Source organism: Bacillus sp. 17RED48 (genome assembly GCF_019837545.1).
Classification (GTDB): Bacteria; Bacillota; Bacilli; order Bacillales; family Bacillaceae_G; genus Bacillus_A; species Bacillus_A wiedmannii.
Window position 1 is genome coordinate 40,620 of the sequence record NZ_JADAXG010000014.1, and the last position, 17,629, is coordinate 58,248.

21 protein-coding genes are annotated in these 17,629 nt (G+C 34.4%); 12 read left to right on the plus strand and 9 right to left on the minus strand.

Going from position 1 to position 17,629, the window contains the following annotated elements; genetic code table 11:
- Positions 1-31: 31 nt before the first annotated feature.
- Both modB and modA read right to left on the minus strand, forming a co-directional pair.
- The gene (gene modB, locus ILT06_RS29850) at positions 32-706 is read right to left on the minus strand and encodes a molybdate ABC transporter permease subunit (protein ID WP_046956647.1); all 675 of its coding nucleotides are present in this window, start codon (positions 704-706) and stop codon (positions 32-34) included.
- Between the two features lie 5 nt (positions 707-711).
- Entirely contained in the window at positions 712-1,518 is an 807-nt protein-coding gene (gene modA, locus ILT06_RS29855; protein ID WP_098101576.1) for a molybdate ABC transporter substrate-binding protein, read from the minus strand.
- A 133-nt stretch (positions 1,519-1,651) separates the two neighbouring features.
- Between modA and ILT06_RS29860 the strand changes: the two genes are divergently transcribed.
- On the plus strand, positions 1,652-2,599 hold the full coding sequence (locus ILT06_RS29860; protein ID WP_098110820.1) for a helix-turn-helix transcriptional regulator: 948 nt from the start codon (positions 1,652-1,654) through the stop codon (positions 2,597-2,599).
- 65 nt (positions 2,600-2,664) lie between these two features.
- Here ILT06_RS29860 and ILT06_RS29865 read toward each other — a convergent pair whose 3' ends face one another.
- On the minus strand, positions 2,665-2,766 hold the full coding sequence (locus ILT06_RS29865) for a DUF3948 family protein (protein WP_001060020.1): 102 nt from the start codon (positions 2,764-2,766) through the stop codon (positions 2,665-2,667).
- 255 nt (positions 2,767-3,021) lie between these two features.
- Positions 3,022-3,888, minus strand: coding sequence for a LysR family transcriptional regulator (locus tag ILT06_RS29870; protein ID WP_064474392.1), 867 nt, complete (start codon positions 3,886-3,888; stop codon positions 3,022-3,024).
- 128 nt (positions 3,889-4,016) lie between these two features.
- Between ILT06_RS29870 and ILT06_RS29875 the strand changes: the two genes are divergently transcribed.
- A complete protein-coding gene (locus ILT06_RS29875) occupies positions 4,017-4,985 on the plus strand; it encodes a DMT family transporter (RefSeq protein ID WP_064474391.1) in 969 nt (322 codons plus the stop codon).
- A 21-nt stretch (positions 4,986-5,006) separates the two neighbouring features.
- Complete coding sequence (locus tag ILT06_RS29880; protein WP_000894064.1) at positions 5,007-5,147, plus strand: YrzO family protein; 141 nt, start codon at positions 5,007-5,009, stop codon at positions 5,145-5,147.
- Positions 5,148-5,207: 60 nt separating this feature from the next.
- On the opposite strand, the gene ILT06_RS29885 is transcribed toward ILT06_RS29880, so the two are convergent.
- The gene (locus tag ILT06_RS29885) at positions 5,208-5,303 is read right to left on the minus strand and encodes a DUF3948 family protein (protein ID WP_001060007.1); all 96 of its coding nucleotides are present in this window, start codon (positions 5,301-5,303) and stop codon (positions 5,208-5,210) included.
- 336 nt (positions 5,304-5,639) lie between these two features.
- Between ILT06_RS29885 and ILT06_RS29890 the strand changes: the two genes are divergently transcribed.
- A complete protein-coding gene (locus ILT06_RS29890) occupies positions 5,640-6,245 on the plus strand; it encodes a lysophospholipid acyltransferase family protein (RefSeq protein ID WP_000277789.1) in 606 nt (201 codons plus the stop codon).
- Between the two features lie 73 nt (positions 6,246-6,318).
- Here ILT06_RS29890 and ILT06_RS29895 read toward each other — a convergent pair whose 3' ends face one another.
- Positions 6,319-6,414, minus strand: coding sequence for a DUF3948 family protein (locus tag ILT06_RS29895; protein ID WP_001060010.1), 96 nt, complete (start codon positions 6,412-6,414; stop codon positions 6,319-6,321).
- Positions 6,415-6,719: 305 nt separating this feature from the next.
- Between ILT06_RS29895 and ILT06_RS29900 the strand changes: the two genes are divergently transcribed.
- The 5 genes from ILT06_RS29900 to ILT06_RS29920 all read left to right on the plus strand — a co-directional run bounded on the left by ILT06_RS29900 (position 6,720) and on the right by ILT06_RS29920 (position 11,202).
- Positions 6,720-7,697: a LacI family DNA-binding transcriptional regulator gene (locus ILT06_RS29900; protein ID WP_064474390.1), complete on the plus strand. Its 978-nt coding sequence runs from the start codon at positions 6,720-6,722 to the stop codon at positions 7,695-7,697.
- A gap of 147 nt (positions 7,698-7,844) precedes the next feature.
- Positions 7,845-8,174, plus strand: coding sequence for a PH domain-containing protein (locus tag ILT06_RS29905; RefSeq protein ID WP_064474389.1), 330 nt, complete (start codon positions 7,845-7,847; stop codon positions 8,172-8,174).
- 117 nt (positions 8,175-8,291) lie between these two features.
- Positions 8,292-9,128: a YitT family protein gene (locus ILT06_RS29910; protein ID WP_064474388.1), complete on the plus strand. Its 837-nt coding sequence runs from the start codon at positions 8,292-8,294 to the stop codon at positions 9,126-9,128.
- A 138-nt stretch (positions 9,129-9,266) separates the two neighbouring features.
- Positions 9,267-9,623 (plus strand): YxeA family protein, encoded by a 357-nt coding sequence (locus ILT06_RS29915; protein ID WP_048563001.1) that lies wholly within the window; start codon positions 9,267-9,269, stop codon positions 9,621-9,623.
- A 745-nt stretch (positions 9,624-10,368) separates the two neighbouring features.
- Positions 10,369-11,202, plus strand: coding sequence for a TatD family hydrolase (locus ILT06_RS29920; RefSeq protein ID WP_064474426.1), 834 nt, complete (start codon positions 10,369-10,371; stop codon positions 11,200-11,202).
- 191 nt (positions 11,203-11,393) lie between these two features.
- Here ILT06_RS29920 and ILT06_RS29925 read toward each other — a convergent pair whose 3' ends face one another.
- Positions 11,394-13,043 carry a DUF2334 domain-containing protein gene (locus tag ILT06_RS29925; protein WP_088048230.1) on the minus strand — a complete coding sequence of 550 codons (1,650 nt, stop codon included), beginning with the start codon at positions 13,041-13,043 and terminating at the stop codon, positions 11,394-11,396.
- A gap of 250 nt (positions 13,044-13,293) precedes the next feature.
- On the opposite strand from ILT06_RS29925, the gene ILT06_RS29930 reads away from it, so the two are divergent.
- Positions 13,294-13,827 (plus strand): transglycosylase SLT domain-containing protein, encoded by a 534-nt coding sequence (locus ILT06_RS29930; RefSeq protein WP_064474425.1) that lies wholly within the window; start codon positions 13,294-13,296, stop codon positions 13,825-13,827.
- 11 nt (positions 13,828-13,838) lie between these two features.
- On the opposite strand, the gene ILT06_RS29935 is transcribed toward ILT06_RS29930, so the two are convergent.
- Together ILT06_RS29935 and ILT06_RS29940 are read right to left on the minus strand one after the other, a co-directional pair.
- Positions 13,839-14,633: a DUF4931 domain-containing protein gene (locus ILT06_RS29935; RefSeq protein ID WP_064474386.1), complete on the minus strand. Its 795-nt coding sequence runs from the start codon at positions 14,631-14,633 to the stop codon at positions 13,839-13,841.
- 134 nt (positions 14,634-14,767) lie between these two features.
- Positions 14,768-14,896 (minus strand): hypothetical protein, encoded by a 129-nt coding sequence (locus ILT06_RS29940; RefSeq protein WP_064474385.1) that lies wholly within the window; start codon positions 14,894-14,896, stop codon positions 14,768-14,770.
- 420 nt (positions 14,897-15,316) lie between these two features.
- On the opposite strand from ILT06_RS29940, the gene ILT06_RS29945 reads away from it, so the two are divergent.
- Together ILT06_RS29945 and abc-f are read left to right on the plus strand one after the other, a co-directional pair.
- Positions 15,317-15,451, plus strand: coding sequence for an RAxF-45 family protein (locus tag ILT06_RS29945; RefSeq protein ID WP_046956655.1), 135 nt, complete (start codon positions 15,317-15,319; stop codon positions 15,449-15,451).
- A gap of 124 nt (positions 15,452-15,575) precedes the next feature.
- Entirely contained in the window at positions 15,576-17,456 is a 1,881-nt protein-coding gene (gene abc-f, locus ILT06_RS29950) for a ribosomal protection-like ABC-F family protein (RefSeq protein WP_149173327.1), read from the plus strand.
- Positions 17,457-17,629 lie beyond the last annotated feature (173 nt).

Sequence of the window (17,629 nt, forward strand, 5' to 3'; positions counted from 1 at the left end):
AAATAATGAAGCAGCTTCGACAAAAGCTGCTTTAAGGGTTAGTAATTCTTTTATTAATAAGCTGAATACATAGCAGAAATAGGAGTGACATACTAATAGTGATAACTACTAGTGTCCAAGCGAGTTGCATATTACTTGCATCAATCGCCATATAAATTGCAGTTGGGATTGTCTGTGTTTTACCAGGAATATTTCCAGCAAACATGAGCGTAGCACCAAATTCCCCTAGTGCACGAACAAAGCTTAAAATCATTCCGCTTAGTAAGGCCGGAAATGCAAGCGGAAGTGTGACGTGTAGAAAAACTTGATATTCACTTGCACCAAGGTCACGAGCACTTTCTTCAATTTGTACATTCGCGATAGAAAATCCTGTTTTTGCTGATTGGTACATAAGCGGAAATGCAACAACTGTAGAAGCAATGATCGCAGCAGTAGATGTGAACATAATAGACTGCTGAAATATTGATTCTACCCACGTTCCAATGGGACTATTATTTCCAAAAATGATAATGAGAAAAAAGCCGATTACGGTTGGCGGAAGTACCATTGGTAATAAGAAAATAGTTTCTAATATTACTTTATATCTCCATGAGGAGCGTGCTAGCGCTCGTCCGATTATCGTTCCTAAAATTGTAACGATAATGGTGGCGCATGCAGCTACTCGTAAAGATAGAAAGATCGGTGACAAAATGGCATCAAAGCTCATGGCAATTATGATAGGACTGTAAATCCATATTTCTTAAAGATAGATTGTGCATCTTTTGACTGCAAATACTCATAAAATGAAGTCGCCTCTTTCTTATGCTTAGATTCCTTTATAACACCTAAAGGATAGTGGATTGGCTCATGCGAAGTCGCTGCTGCTGTCTCGCCAATCTTTACTTTGTTTGAAATAAGAGCATCGGTTTTGTATACAATACCAGCATCGACATTACCTGTTTCTACATATGTTAACACTTGGCGAACATCTTTTGTAAATACGATTTTATTTTGAATGTCATTCCATAGATTTTCATGTGTGAGAGAAGCCTTTGCGTATTTTCCCGCAGGTACTGATTCAGGTGTACCAAGTGCGATTTTCTTAATTTTTTCATCTTTTAAATCTTGAATTTTTGCAAGAGAACTATCTTTTGGGACAACTAGAACGAGTTCATTTCCAAGAAGATTTTTCCCTTCTTTTTCATTAATAAATCCTTTTTTAACAAGGGTTTGGAATTTATCTTCGGCTGCTGAGAAGAATAAATCAGCAGGCGCGCCTTGTTCAATTTGTTGTTGAAGTGCACCAGAAGCACCGAAGTTAAAAGAAAGTTTAATATTAGGTTCTTTTTCTTTATATTTTGTTTCAATTTCTTTTAGTGCATCTTGTAAGCTTGCAGCAGCTGATATAGTAAGTTCTACTGCTTTTTCTTCTTTAGCAGTTGATTTTTCTTTCTTTTCGCCGCTTGTACATGCAGCACTAAATATAAGAAGAAAAGAAAGTATAAGTGCTCCGATGGATCGTAATGTAAACTTGTTCATAAAAAAATCCCCTTTCGTTTTGACATATTTAATTATAACTAATTATAACTAGATATAACTAGTTATAATTGAATATAATTTGAACGATATAGTTGTTTTTTAATATAGGAGAAATATTCTTTTCTTTGTTACAATGAAGAAAGAAAGTGAGGAATCGTCTATGGATCATCATTCCTACACAACGGAAGAAGTAGCGAAGCGATTAAAAGTATCAAAATTAACTGTATACGATCTAATTAAAAAAGGGGAACTGCCTTCTTATAGAATCGGTAGACAGATGCGCATTGATGCAACGGATTTAGAACAATATATAAAGCAAATGAAAACAGGGAAAATAAAGGGAACTCCTGTAAAGAGTGAAGATAGTAGGGGCTTGGATACATGTATTATTAGCGGACAAGAACTAACGTTAGATATGTTGGCAAAACGTATAGAAAATCGCTTGCCAAGTTCAAATGTATTAAGGGCATATCAAGGTAGTTTAACGAGTTTAGTAAAGATGTATCAAGGAGAAGGAAGTATCGTTAGTCTGCATTTGTTTGATGGCGAAACGGGTACATATAATGTTCCGTATGTAAAACGTATTTTAGTTGGACAACCATGTACGATGATTAATTTATTAGCAAGGAACGTTGGGTTTTATGTGCAAAAGGGAAATCCAAAAAATATAAAAACATGGGCTGATTTATCTCAATCATCTATACGATTTGTAAATCGAGAAAAAGGTTCTGGCATTAGGGTGTTAGTGGATGAACAATTGCACATTCAAAAATTAAATAAAGAGCGTATTAGTGGATATGAATGGGAAGAGTCGAATCATCTTGGTGTTGCCACGCAAGTCGCAAATGGAAAAGCTGACGTAGGAGTAGGGTCAGAAAAGTTTTCACAGATTGTAAACGTAGACTTTATTCCAATCATGAAAGAACAGTATGATTTAGTGATTTTGAAGAATAAAGAAAATGAAGAGCTGATCGAAGTTGTGAAAGATATTCTGCAATCGGAAGAATTTCGTAATGAATTAAAAGCGATTGGCGGATACGATATGACGAAAACAGGTCAAATTATATATGAAATAAACTAAAAAGCTGCTTGTCTATAAGACAAGCAGCTTTTTCTATATATAAAGGGGTTTGGGGAAACAAAGTATTAAACAAGACTTTGAGCAAGTGTATAAATGAAGGCCGTAAGAAGAGTAGCTCCACTTGCAAGTCCGATAAAGTCTGATTTGTTGAAAGTAATGTTGTTCATTATAATCTCTCCTTATTTGTTTAATGTAGTTGCAACGGCTTTTGCATCGACAAGTGCGGATAGCACCATGCCCATTGTATTTAAAAATTTGTTTAATTTCATTTTGTTCATCATGCGTATCCGCTCCTTTTCGAATTGTTGTTGCCCTGCTTTATGTCTTAATTATAGGAAATATGATTGCCTGCAACTATCGAATTAGCTTACGGGAGACTTACATTTTTGTAAGAAAAAAAGACATTCATGTAAGAATGTCCGTTAAAGCATATTGATATGATGATGCTCTTCAATTGTTTTTAAAAAGCTGCGCATTGAATTTGTCATGTAGCTATCTTTACGGCGTATGAAAACCGTTGAAATACTACCGTATTTTTCAGGAATTGCATGACAATGTACCTTACCTGCTTTAGAAAGATGATGGACAGCAGACTGTGGTACGAGTGTAATTCCAAGGCCGAGTGCAACACTGTTTAATATTGTCTCTAATATATTAAATTCCATAATTCTTTTTGGGAGCAAACCTTCATCTTTAAGCCATCGTTCTAGTTTGGAACGGTATCCACATCCGTGGTTAAAAACGAGTAGGGGCGTTGTTGTAAATTCTTCTATATGAAAAGCTTTATTTTGTGTTACAAGCATTAATTTTTCTGTACTAACATCGTATTGTTCAATTAGTGGATGTTTAATAGGCCCTGATATAAAGGCGCCATCTAATTGATGATCAAGTACTTCTCTAATCAATGCTTCTGTTAGACCCGCTTGTAATGATAAATCGACATTCGGATAGCGTTTATAGTAAGAAGATAAAATGGTAGGTAATGTACTTACTGTTTCGACTGTACCGATTTTTAATATGCCAGAGGGAGTTTCACTATCTAAAAATACTTGTTTTAGCTCGTCAACATCTTGCAAAATTTTATTAACATAAACGAGCATTTTTCTTCCTTCAGCTGTTAAAGTCATGCCTCGTTTATGACGATAAAAGAGCGGTGTTTTTAGCTCGTTTTCCAGTTGTTTAATACGAGCAGTTACATTTGATTGTACGTAGTTTAATTCCTTTGCTGCACCGCTTACACTACCGCGGTCGGCAACGCTTTGGAAGATTTGTAAGTCTCTTAATTCCATAGTATGATCCTCCTTGATGTTAACTATCATTATAAATGATAGTTAACATCATTTTGAATCATTTTACGTGATATATTTTTTCTTTTACAATTCTCTTTGTGCAAATAGAAAGAAGTGGGGGAATTGTGTTGAGAAAAGGTCAAATGATAGTAGGGGCTTTAGCATGTTTAATTGCAAGTATGTCATGGGGGGCGATGTTTCCGGTTGCTGATCATGCGCTAGAATACATAGATCCATTTTATTTTTCGCTTATTCGCTATGGAGCGGTGGCGATCGTACTGATTGTATTGTTGTTAATGAAAGAAGGAAAGCAGGCATTTCGTTTAGAGGGAAGAGGAAAGTTACTCGTCTTTTTCGGAACGATGGCGTTTACTGTATATAATGTACTTATATTTTTAGGTCAAATGTTAATGGGGAAATCAGGCGTGATGGTTGCTTCTATTATGGAAGCACTGATGCCGATGATTTCTATTTGTATTCTATGGGGATATAAGCATGTAAAACCGAAAAAGTATATGATAACGAGCATGATGATTGCTTTTGTAGGAGCTGTATTCGTTATTACGAAAGGTGATATGAGTTTCTTTTTAACATTGAAAGATAACATGTTTTCGCTGGCCTTTATATTTGTTGGTGTTGTAGGTTGGGTTATTTATACGATGGGTGGTCAAACATGTAGCGATTGGTCAACATTACGTTATTCTACGTTGACGTGTGTATTTGGTACGACTGTCACAGCGATTATAACTGTCATCATTACATCGTTTGGATACGTATCGGTTCCGAGTATGGGAACGATTTCTATCGTGAAATATGATTTATTGTTTATGATGACATTACCAGGTATCGTAGCGTTACTTGCTTGGAACTATGGTGTGAAAATTTTATCGTCCATTAATGGGATTTTATTTATTAATTTTGTACCAATCACGACTTTAGTTATTATGATGATGCAAGGATATCGAATAACAATGTTTGATATTATAGGGACTTTACTTGTTATTGCATCACTTATTCGCAATAACGTTTGTCAGAGAAAAGAAGAAAATATAAACAAGCGAATTTTACAAGAAGAGCAATTACGTCAAGCTGTTTAATAGGCAATTGGAGGATTTCACATGTTAGAAAGTTTATTGTTTTTCTTCGCCGTCGGAGTTGCCTGCGAGCTTGCAGCAATTAACCGAAATGGTCGTAAAAAGATAAAACAACAAGCTGAGCTGATACAGCTTTTAAAAGAATTAAAAGAAAGAAAAATGTAAAAAGACGACCGGGCATAGACGGTCGTCTTTTTCTATATAAAGGGGAAAGGGGACACAAAGTTATACAAGCGTAGCAGCGTAAATAAAAGCAGTAAGAAGAAGAGAGCCGCTAGCTAATCCTAAAAAATCTAATTTGTTAAAAGTGATGTTATTCATGATGCATTCTCCTTACTTGTTTAATGTAGAAGCAACAGCTTTTGCGTCGATTAGAGCGGAAAATACCATGCCCATTGTATTTAAGAAATTGTTCGTTTTCATTTTGTTCATCATATTGATCCGCTCCTTTTCGAATAGTTGTTGTTTCTTTCTGACTTAATTGTATGAAATATTTTGGGAAGTAACTATCGAATTAGCTTACAAGAAAATTACACTTTTGTAAGAATTGAAATGTAACAATTAATACTTAAATTTATTACCAACTCCTAAAACTTAGTGTTATAATCGTTGTAAGAGAATGATTATAATTCGGATGTTCAGAAAGGAACGAAACAAATGTATAAACCAATTACATTTTTGTTGAAATATATATTTAAAACAGCTGGGAAAGTAGAAGTGCAAGGAAGAGAAAAGTTACCAGAAGGCGGCCCGTATGTTGTTGCGTGTACACATACAAGTTTTATGGATGTATTAATGTTAGCTACAGGGATGTATCCGACCCAAATTCATTACATGGCCAAAAAAGAATTATTTGAAGGGAAATTCAAAAATTGGTTCTTTAAAAATGTAAATGCATTCCCTGTAGATCGTGCGAATCCAGGACCGAGTACACTTAAAATTCCGTCACGCCTATTAAAAGAAGGGAAAGTAGTAGGGATCTTCCCGAGTGGTACGAGATCAACAGAAGACGTGTCATTAAAAGCTGGGGCTGTTACGATTGCACTGCGTTCTAATGTCCCGTTAGTACCGGCAGCTTATGTTGGTCCATCAAGTGTAAAAGAATTAATAAAAGGGAAAAAGGCACAATTAATTTTTGGCGACCCAATTCAAATTGATGCTGAAGAACAAATCGATCGAAAAACAGCTATGAAAATGATGACAGATCAATTAAATGAGAAGTTTGAGGAGCTAAAGGAAACTTTGCAATCAAATCAAAAATAAGAAAAGACGACCGGGCATAGACGGTCGTCTTTTCTATTACTATTTATAATAAAGGGGAAAGGGGACACAAAAGTTATACAAGCGTAGCGGCGTAAATAAAAGCAGTAAGAAGAACTGATCCGCTAGCTAGTCCTAAAAAATCTAATTTGTTAAAAGTGATATTGTTCATAATGAATTCTCCTTACTTGTTTAATGTGGAAGCAACAGCTTTAGCATCGATTAGAACGGAAAATACCATGCCCATTGTATTTGAAAAATTGTTTGATTTTATTTTGTTCATCATATGAATCCGCTCCTTTTCGAATAATTGTTGCCCTGTTTCTGACTTAATTGTATGAAAAAAAGCGGAGAGTAACTATCGAATTAGCTTACAGGAAAATTACACTTTTGTAAGAAAAACGAATGGAGATGTAATAATGAGAAGGTTTGACATATGTTCATGGAATTCATTAAGTTAAAAGTAGAGGTGAGTGTATGGCTAATATTAAAGATATTGCAAAAATGGCGGGAGTTTCAGTTACGACTGTTTCGAGAGTATTGAATGATCATCCGTATGTAAGTGAAGAAAAAAGGAAAGCGGTTATGGAGATAGTTGAGAAGTTGAATTACTCACAAAACGCAAATGCCGTTCATTTATCAAAAGGGAAAACGAATATTGTTGGTGTAATTTTACCGTATATTAATCATCCATGTTTTGATGCGATGGTGGGCGGGATGATGGAGGTGGCGTTAGCCCATAATTACAGAGTGCTACTTTGCCAAACGAATTATAATAAAAAAGAAGAAATGAAAAGTTTACATATGTTAAAAACAAAACAATTGGATGGCCTTATTATTTGTTCTCGTGCGAATGATTGGGAAACGATAGAGCCGTATGCTTCCTATGGGACAATCGTTGCTTGTGAAGATAATGATATTTCAAATATCTCAAGTGTATATACGAATCATTCGGCAGCTTTTCAATTAGGAATGGATTATTTGATTGAGAAAAGTTATAAAAAAATTGGTTATTGTACGGGAAGGAAATTAGGTCCGAGTAGTCAAAAACGTTTTGATGTTTATAAACAGCAATTGCAATCTATAGATGAAGAAGTGAAGGAAGAATGGATTTTCACAGAATGTTTTACATTAGAAGATGGTGTGAAAGTGGCTCATAAATTAAAGGGGATGCAGCATCTTCCTGAAGCATTAATAGTAGCAGGAGATGAAGTAGCGATTGGGGTTATGACAGAAGCTGAAAAATTAGGTATTCAAGTTCCTGAGGATTTAGCGATTATTGGCTTTGATAATCAACCTATTTCGCAAGTGTTACAACTTACAACCATTGATCAAAATTTAAAGGAAATAGGTAAAAAGGCCTTTGAAATGTTTTACAGGCAAATACGTGATGAAAGTTCTAAACAAGAAAAGGTGGAAATTCCATATGAACTTGTGGAACGCTCTACCGTTTAGCTTCAATCCGTTATGTGTAAATCACATAACGGATTGTTTTTTTTGAAATATCTTTGACAGGAAACGCGTTTCATACTTTATAAAGGAGTTACACCGGTCTGTAATAATCCATGGATTCTTTTCAAAATAGTATTTGGAGGGATATGCATGAATGAACTTTTATTGAGTATGAAAAAGTATATAGAAGATGATGAAAAGGTTTTGGCTTTTGTCGTAGGGATATTTGAGAAGGATAATTTTACGCTATCGTATCAACATGGGATTTTTGCTGCTACTACTAGACGTCTTCTCTTTTATGGGAAATTTCCATACTATCCTGCAACATTTAAAGATTATTCATATTTGCATATAGATAGCATAGATTTTCGTCCGCATTTCGAATGTACTTGTAGTCATGAAACCATTCGAGCTAAGTATATTCAGAAGGGGAATGTGGAGCGATTTGTCCGTACAGTTAGAGCGAATATGAATAATTAATCACCCCTTTGTTTAAACATAATATCCCGATCTTTAAGAGTAAAAATGCGCAATAAAAACAACTTCTAAACCTCTAGGAGATAGTGATACAATGTCAAATGGGGGGAGGTATGAACTATGGTTAATCAACGTATAAAGGAAATAACACTAATTACAATTGGTTCATTATTATTCGCAATTGGTATTAATTACTTTGCAATTCCAAACCGTTTATCAGAGGGTGGAATTATTGGTGTAACGGTTGTTACGTACTATTTATTTGATTGGTCGCCGGGGATTGTGAACTTTGCTATAAATGCAATTTTACTAGTTATTGGTTATAAATTTTTTGATAAAAAAACGATGGTTTATACAATTTTAGGGATTGTAGAAACATCCTTGTTTTTATATGTTACGGAACATATTGAGTATCATGTAAATAGTGATACGTTATTAGCGGCTCTATTCGCTGGCTTATTTGTCGGTGTCGGATTAGGCTGTATGTTCAAAGCTGGAGGTACATCAGGAGGATCAGCAATTTTAGCTCAGTTAGCAAATCAATATTTAGGGTGGAGCGTTGGTAAAGGCGTACTTATTATTGATATTGTTGTAATTGCTGGTTCAGTATTTATCATAGGACAAGAAAAAGCAATGTACACACTTGTTGCAGTATTTATCGGAGCGAAAGTGATTGATTTCATTGTAGAAGGAATGGATACAAAAACAGCTGTTACAATCATCTCAAATCAACCAGATTTAATACGTGAAACTATTACGAAAAACATGACACGCGGTGTCACTGTATTAGAAGGACGCGGCGGATATACTGGTAAAAATAAAGAAGTGTTATATGTTGTTATAAATAAACAAGAGCTTGTTAAGTTAAAGCAAGTTATTAGTCGAGTAGATGAAGATGCTTTCGTTGTTATTCATGATGTACGTGATGTACTTGGCGGTGGCTTTAAAGCGAGCTAAAAGGTGAACGAGTAAATTCGTTCACCTTTTTTAATTCTTACAAAAATGTAAGTGTAATGTAATGAGATTCAATAGTAGATTTTATTCCTTCTTTTTAAAATGGATGTATATATATCCTGCAGAGGAGGAAGATTGATTATGAAGAAAAAAATGATCACTACTATAATAGCGATGATAGTGATAGTAGTAATGTTACTGCCTACGAAACTTGGACCAGTTATCGATAAATATAATCCACTTTATAAGACGAAAGAATACTATACGGTCGTGAATACAATTGGTCAGCATATTGGTGATGAGTGGTATGAATATGAATTTATTGCATTTGACGAACGTGGAAGAGAACAAAAAATAAAGAAGACTGTTAAGCATATGTTAAAGAGAGATGAAGCGTTAAAGGTGTATGCAAAAGGACGCTACGGAGAGGCGATTGAAGAAATTGAAGCTGTAAATATTCCTATTAATGCGAAGAGTAAACTTTTAACGATGAGATAGCGGGTTATACCCCCGCCTATTTTTTGTCGAAAATAAAAATACTAGGTAGGGGTATTTTAGAGTTCATGAAAAAGCCTTAGTCCGTATGGACTAAGGCTCTTTTTATTATATAAAGGGGAAGGGGGTACATTGTAGTAGCATGAGTGAAAGGTATAAGAAGAGTAGCTACTAGCAATGTAATTTGGTTATGTGAGTGTTCTTCTTATTTGGCTTGCTTTCTAACTTTATTGTACGAGATATAGGTAAGAGAAACTATCGAATTACATTACACATAGCTTACAAACATGTAAGTCTTCTGTAATGTAATTCGATGGTTAAAAGATAGTGAATTTCATATAGTGTAATTAGAAAGTCTCACTGTATTACTTTCTGTTTGTAATATTAATGAAGAATGAAAAACCAACTACTTTTTAATAGCCCTCATCTTTATTTGGATGAGGCTCTTTTTATAAACCTTACAACATTGTAAGGTTTACGTAAGTTAATTCGATAGTAAATTTGTCATATTTTTTGCATAATAGATACAAATAGATAAAATAATTAGGGATATAGTAAGAAGGGAGAAAATTGGGATGCGTAAAGAAGAAGTAGTGAAGTTTCCAATTAAAGATTTCAGTAGCTACTTTACTGTTGCCGTAGTATGTATTGGATTATTTGATATCATAACAAACTTAATTGTTAAATAATATAGATGATAAAACAAGAAGGGGGATCCTTTCTTGTTTTTTTTTATGGGGGAATAAAGATGAAATGGATTGATAGTCATATACATGTTGATCAATATAAGGATGAAGAAAAAAGCAGGTTACTTAAAGATGTGGAAAATAGTGAAGAGATAAAGGGGCTTATTGCGGTATCTATGAATTATCAATCATGTAAAGAAACTTTATCTTTAGCAAAGCGATATCCTTTTGTACATCCAGCAATAGGTTTTCATCCGGAGCAACCGATTCATAAAGAAGAATGTGAGCAAATTTATAAATTAATTGAAGAGCATGTAGAAGACATAGTTGCGATTGGTGAAGTAGGCTTACCGTATTATTTAAGAAAAGAAGATGAGCGCATTACTATCGATTCATATATACCAGTGTTACAACGATTTGTTGAACTAGCTAGTAAATATGATTTACCCATTATATTGCATGCAGTGTATGAAGATGCTGATATTGTATGTGATTTACTGGAGAAATATAAAGTTTCACGTGCACACTTTCATTGGTTTAAAGGAAGTGAAACAACAATGAAACGGATGATGAGGAACGGTTATTATATTTCTATTACGCCAGATGTTTTACATAAGGAGAAAATTAGAAAAATTGTTTCGTATTATCCACTTGAATATATGATGGTAGAAACAGATGGACCGTGGAAATTTCAAGAGGATGTTATGACGCATCCGATAATGATTCGAGAGGTATTAAAGGAAATTAGTGTTATAAAAAACATATCTGTTGATAAGGTTGCGAAAACGATATATGAAAATACGATTCAATTTTACCCCGCATTAACGGGCAGTAAGACTCCCACCTCAAAATTCGACGAATGCGGAGGAGTTAGGTGGGAAATCAACTGCCCGTAAAAACCCGATTGGTGAGGGCTGATAATCAGTGGGGGATGGACAAAACCACCACTGATTAAAGTTTCACTTTATTTGAAAGGATAGGAGCGTTACTCTTGTCCTTTTTATTATGAATAATTTTTCTAATATTTTCTATAATTTATGAAAATAATCAATGGGTTATTAATAACATGCCACGTTTTGGTTTTATATTAGGATTCTAATTTTTTTGCACGTCTTAATAATAAAAGAAAGACAATGATGAAGAAACCAAGTATAAGGAAGAACCCATATTGTTTTACATAATCCATTACGTCACTTACGCTTGTTGGTTTTTCAACGTGAATGCCGTCTTTATTAGTAGTAATATGAATATCTTGCATTTTCACTTCATTTGCTTCTTTTTGTAAATCAATCCATTCTATATTTGGAATGCTTTCTAGATCCTTTAATACTTCTTTTAATGGTTTCACACCTAAGTAAGGATGATAGAATGCACCAATAACTCCATCGGATAATTTAGCAACAGATACAGCATTAGCTTTCATCTTTGCAATAGCTTGTGGCTTATCTTCTTCAATAAAGCCAACTGTTTCAGGCATTAATTTCATTCCATGTAAGAAGGATGGTGTGCTTCTGTATGCTGGAGAGTGCATGGATTTCCAAGTTGTATCACTTAACTGTAGTTGTCCTACATAAGTTGAAAAGTACTTTGATAATATTTCATATCCTTTTTGAGACATCGTGTAATGGGGTGCTTCAAAAGCGACAGGATACAGTTTGGCATCTACAAGTTCTTGAATGCCTTTTTCAATATGCTCAGTCGTATATTTTTCTTCAAACTCTTCCCCTTTTTTTACATATGCATTATATGCTTCGATATTAGGAAAGTCATCTTTTGTTTTTGGTTTTTCATGCTTCGGTTGACGAATTGGTTGATCTGTTTTTACGTCCCAAAATTCAAAACCTTCCCCAGTTTCACTGTCATAAAATTGGTGCGTATAACCATGCATAATAATTGCTGCACCATCATCTTGCATAGAGCGTAAAAGATCGACTAGTTCGGGTTTATCTTTTAAATGCAGTGTTTTACCTGTATTTGGATCTGTATATACAGGAATAACAGTAATCATGTAGGGAATCTTTTTCTCTTTTAGTAATTCAGCAATTTCTTTTAATTGATTTGTATCTGCGGCTGGATGAACATCCTCAAGGCGTAAATAAGTCTCTACTTTATTTGTCGTTGGCTTTTGACCAAAGTAAGAAAATAACATTTCGCCGACATAATGAGACATCCAGTTAAAGAGATTTGACGTTGCAACGTAATAAGATGTTTCGTGCCGAACGATTAGTGGGCTTTTGCTATTTGAGCTTAAAGCGTTAGCAAGAACAGTTCCGTTTGTATCAAAAGATTGAACCAATCGTTCCTCTTCTAAAGTGTTTTTTAGTTTATTACTTGGATATTCGATTTTATTAACTCGTATATCATCAGCCTTTAGGGTAATGAAAGAAAAGCGATTAGATAATTGTTCAACATTTTGTCCTAAAACTAATACTGGACCTGAGAAATTTTCTAGAAGTTGCTTTGTTTCAATAGGAAACTCCTCTTTTTGTTCACCGATATAAACAATATGTGTATAAGAAGATGAATTAGTAATTTCATTAACCCTTTTTAAACTTTTCGTAGTTATATCGTTTGTAAAATGTCCTAATTGGGTATTAAGGATTTGAATATTATTTGTAATTTTATCGTCTTGTGTACTGTATAAAACAAGTACTTTTGGTTTTGACGGTGTTTGTGCAGAGGTGTGGATAGGGATAAGTAGTAAAACGCTGAACAAGAGTATTATGCACTTTTTCATTTGGTCTGCTCCTATTCTATATGTAGAGTTCAATTTACAATTATATACAAAAAATACGTTGTAGTCTATGAAAGTTACATTTTTGTACGTATTTACCAGCTGTTTTTTCACAAAATCGGTCTAAAGCATGATGATAATATATATAGTTATTTGCTATGATAAAAGAGTAAGAGAATGATAGAATGTGGGTAATTGTAAAGGGAAGAAGGCTGAAAGGGGACAAATTTCAGCGGAGAAAGAGGTAGTGGTAGTGAAGAAATTCTTTGTAGGATTTTTAGTTGTTCTTGGGGTGTATTTATATTTCCAAGGAAAGTCTGAAGGAATGGGCAAGTTAGTGAATGAGACAAGCTATGTTGACTCAGAAGAAGCAAAACAGATGAAACAAATTATTATAGAGGAAGCAAAGAAAGTCAATCTTCCAGAATGGATACCTCTTACAATTGCCGAACATGAAAGCCGGTTAAATCCAAGAAGTGTTGGAGATAACGGAACTTCATTCGGATTGTTTCAATTGCACCGTGGCGGTGGCCTTGCACCAGATCATTTAACTGATGAAGAGTTGAAAGATCCGCGCATAAATGCGCAAATTGCAATGCCGCATTTAATGAAAGGATATAAGCGTGGGGTGCAAAAAGGTTTGACTGATTTTGCATTACTAAAATATGTAGCAAATACATCTGGATGGCCAGGGAATTTAGGGCCGGAGTGGACGGATAATAATATGAAGTATAACGTCGGGTTAGAAGATGTGTACTATCGAAATAAAGGTGTAATTAAAGAGTAGGTTTTTGAGACCTACTCTATTTTTTTGTGGATAATCGCGTCGTTTTGTTTTGTGAAATACTCCGCTAGTTGTATTTTCACTTCTTCTAGTTTTGTGGAAACTTGTGGTATTTTATATCCTACATATAACGGTGAAACGACAAATCTAGGAACAACTTTACAAATGATTTTTCCGTTTGTGTGATAGAAGAATAAGTTATAACTACTACATCCTTTATGGAAATCTGTCAGTATGTAACGTACAGTTTGCTGAATATAATTTGCCAGTTCATCTATGCATTCAACATCTTCAATGATGATATTAAATTCAGTAAAACCGATAATAGGGCGATCTGAAATATTGAGTTCAATGCGTTCGTTTTTTTGTACAATGACTCCTCGGAAGTTTTCCTGTTCTACGTTACCGAGATAGTCTACATATTTCATTCCGATAATCTGCATGTGTGCATGATGCAAACTTCCGCCGGAGAATGGACCATGATTTTTATATAAAATCACAGATGTGAATTCTTCATTCTTCTGCAAATCTAACCAATGTTTAATGGAAAAACGAATTAGCGATTTCATATGTTCTTCTGTATATGTCGCAATATGTTCTTCACAATTATCTGTTTCGATTAGCACCGTTTGAAATGTATCTTTTAATGTAGGAAATTTGTTTTTTAGCCAAATAATTGATCCTTCAGTTGCTAAAATATCCGTTAAATTTTCTCTGTCACAAAAAGGACATGCCGCGCTTCTATTCCGGATGCTTTCTGGTTTTTGTTTGCCGATATCGTTTAAAAAGTATAGTTGTTGTGTATCCATTTGTATATATGCCCCTTTAAAATATGTGTAAAAATCCCGCTTAATACATTCGGGAAAAGGAGAAGGAAATCCTTTAAAAGGAATGGGAAAAATAAAAGACAAGATATCCTCATTAAGATAGGGTACCTTGTCTTTTATTTTTTCTTTAATAATGTGTATGGATAATATAGATCATTTTTATTGTGCTTCTTTTTTCTATTTTTTATTGTGTATAAGGCAATTGCTGAACTTGCGATTACAATAATGGCTTTCTTCATATTCATTTACCCCTTTTTTATTGTTGGTTTAATTCTTGGCTAACTGCTTTTGCATCAACTAGAGCGTGTAAAATCATTTTTACCATGTTCATCATATTCCTTCACTCCTTTTTATAGTTCGTTTAGTTCTTTTACAACTGCTTGTCCGTTCACTAATACTTCAAAGATTGCTTTCACAATTTCTTTCATCATGATTGTTTCCTCCTTTTGTTGTCTCTCTTGTTTACATCTTTATTGTATAGGGAGGCATCTTTCCGTACTATCGCTTTCCATTACGTGAACATAACAGTTTTGTAAGATTTGATGTCACTTATTGAAATGTTTAGTCTATCTTCATTATTTTCAGAAAAATGACTATTCAAACATGAAATGGGAAAGTATAATAAAGAAGTAAGTATTAAATTCCGTACGAAAGAGGTGAATGAGATGAAACGTTCTTTAGCTGCACGTGCCAAATTTTTAGATTATATCTATTTTTGTCGTGCGATTTTTCATGATGTAGTTGTTAACGGGATACGTCTGTCCTTTTTTAACAACTGCATAGTAGCTATTGAACGATAGAAATCTCTTCACCCATTTTTAATAAACGTGTGAAAAGGGAGCTATTTGGCTTCCTTTTTCTATGTCGAAAACCATGGGGAATGTTTCTTTCCCATGGTTTTTTATATTGAAAGGAGTACGGAAAATGACAATTTGTAGTGTAAATAATGTAACGAAATCTTTTGGTGGAAACATCATATTTGAAAATATATCGCTTGAAATAAAGAATGGTGAACGTGTTGGATTAGTTGGTCGTAACGGTAGTGGGAAGACAACAATCTTTCAGCTTCTAACTGGAATGGAAAGTTTAGATGCAGGAGCCATTCATATGAAGAAAGGTACACGTATTGGTCATGTGGCACAAATTCCGAAATTTGATGAGGGTATGACTGTATATGATGTATTGAGTTCGGCTTTTAAAGCTGAAAAGGAATTAGAAAGAGAAATGCGTACTTTAGAAAAAAATATGGCGGAAGAACAGGAAACGTTTGCTTTACAAAAATTAATGGAGAGATACGGAGTAATCCAAGAAAAATTTGCGTTTCTCGGTGGTTATGAAATAGAAGCGAATATGATGAAGGTAGCAAATGGTCTACAGGTGATAGAACTATTTCCTCGATCATTTCTGGAGTTAAGTGGTGGGGAACAAACAAAAGTAAGCCTTGCGTACATGCTATTGCAGAAACCAGATTTACTTCTATTAGATGAACCAACTAATCATTTAGATTTATTCGCCGTAGAATGGCTAGAGCAATTTTTAAAAGAATACAATGGAACGGTTATGGTCATTTCACATGATCGCTATTTTCTTGATGAAGTTGTAACGAAGATTTTTGATTTAGAAGATGGAGAGATTCACGTGTATCATACGAACTATTCTCAGTTTGTTGAGGAAAAGGAAGAACGGTTGCTTCAGGAGTTTCAGGCTTATCAAGAACAGCAAAAGAAAATAAAGAAAATGAAAGAAGCAATTAAGCGACTACGTGAATGGGCAAATCAGGCGAATCCTCCGAATGAAGGATTGCATAAGAGAGCGAGAAGTATGGAACGTGCACTGGAACGTATAGAGAAACTAAAGAAACCTATTTTAGAACGAAAACAAATGGGACTTCAGTTTGAAGGGCAAGAGAGAAGTGGGAAAGATGTTGTTGTAATGAAAGAAGTGAGTAAAGGGTTTGCTGACCACCCTTTATTTAACGAAGCGAATTTACATGTTCGTTTTCAAGAGCGTGCGGCGATCGTTGGTCGTAATGGTACAGGAAAGACAACGCTACTAAAGTTATTATTAGAAGAAATAGAGCCAGACGTTGGAGAAATCCGAATTGGTAGTAGTGTGAAAATCGGTTATTTATCACAACATGCGTACGGAAATATGAAGAGTAGTGTATTAGAGGCTTTCAGGGAATATGTAGCTGTAACAGAGGGAGAAGCGAGACATATATTAGCTAAGTTTTTATTTTATGGTCCAGCGGTGTTTAAGAAAGTAACGCAACTGAGCGGTGGAGAAAAAATGAGGTTAAGACTTGCGCAACTTATGTATCAAGATATCAATTTTTTAATTTTAGATGAGCCGACAAACCATCTCGACATTGAATCAAGGGAAGTTTTAGAGGAAGCTCTTGAGCAATATAATGGAACGATTTTAGCTGTTTCACATGATCGTTATTTTTTAAATAAGTTATTTGAAAAGACGTATTGGATTGATGAGCATAAATTATTTGAGTTTGCAGGGAACTACGCATGGGCTCGTCAAAAGTGGGAAGAAAAGCTCGAGAAACAAGTAATAAAGCAGCAACGCCAAGGAAGAAAAAGTATGGAAACAGCTCCTGTAAAAAAGAAAGAAGTTAGGAATGTTGAGGATATTGAAACGGAGTTAATGCATGTAGAAGAGGATATATATATGCTTGAGTGTAAGATGGAACATGTAGTTGATGTTGAAATGCTTGAACAATTGTATGAAGAAAAAACGAAGAAAGAGTTGTTACGAGCGGAGTTATATAATGAGTTAGAGAATATTGTGGAGTAAAAAGTAGAAAGCGAATCCTTTCAGCTTTGCTGAAAGGATTCGCTTTTTTTATACTGATATTTTACTTTAAGAGAAAAATAAAAATTGTGTTTCACGTGAAACAGTAAATTTGATACATCTTTGTTCCGTAATTTACATAGATTGTAAAACATAAATGATATTAGGGATTTTTT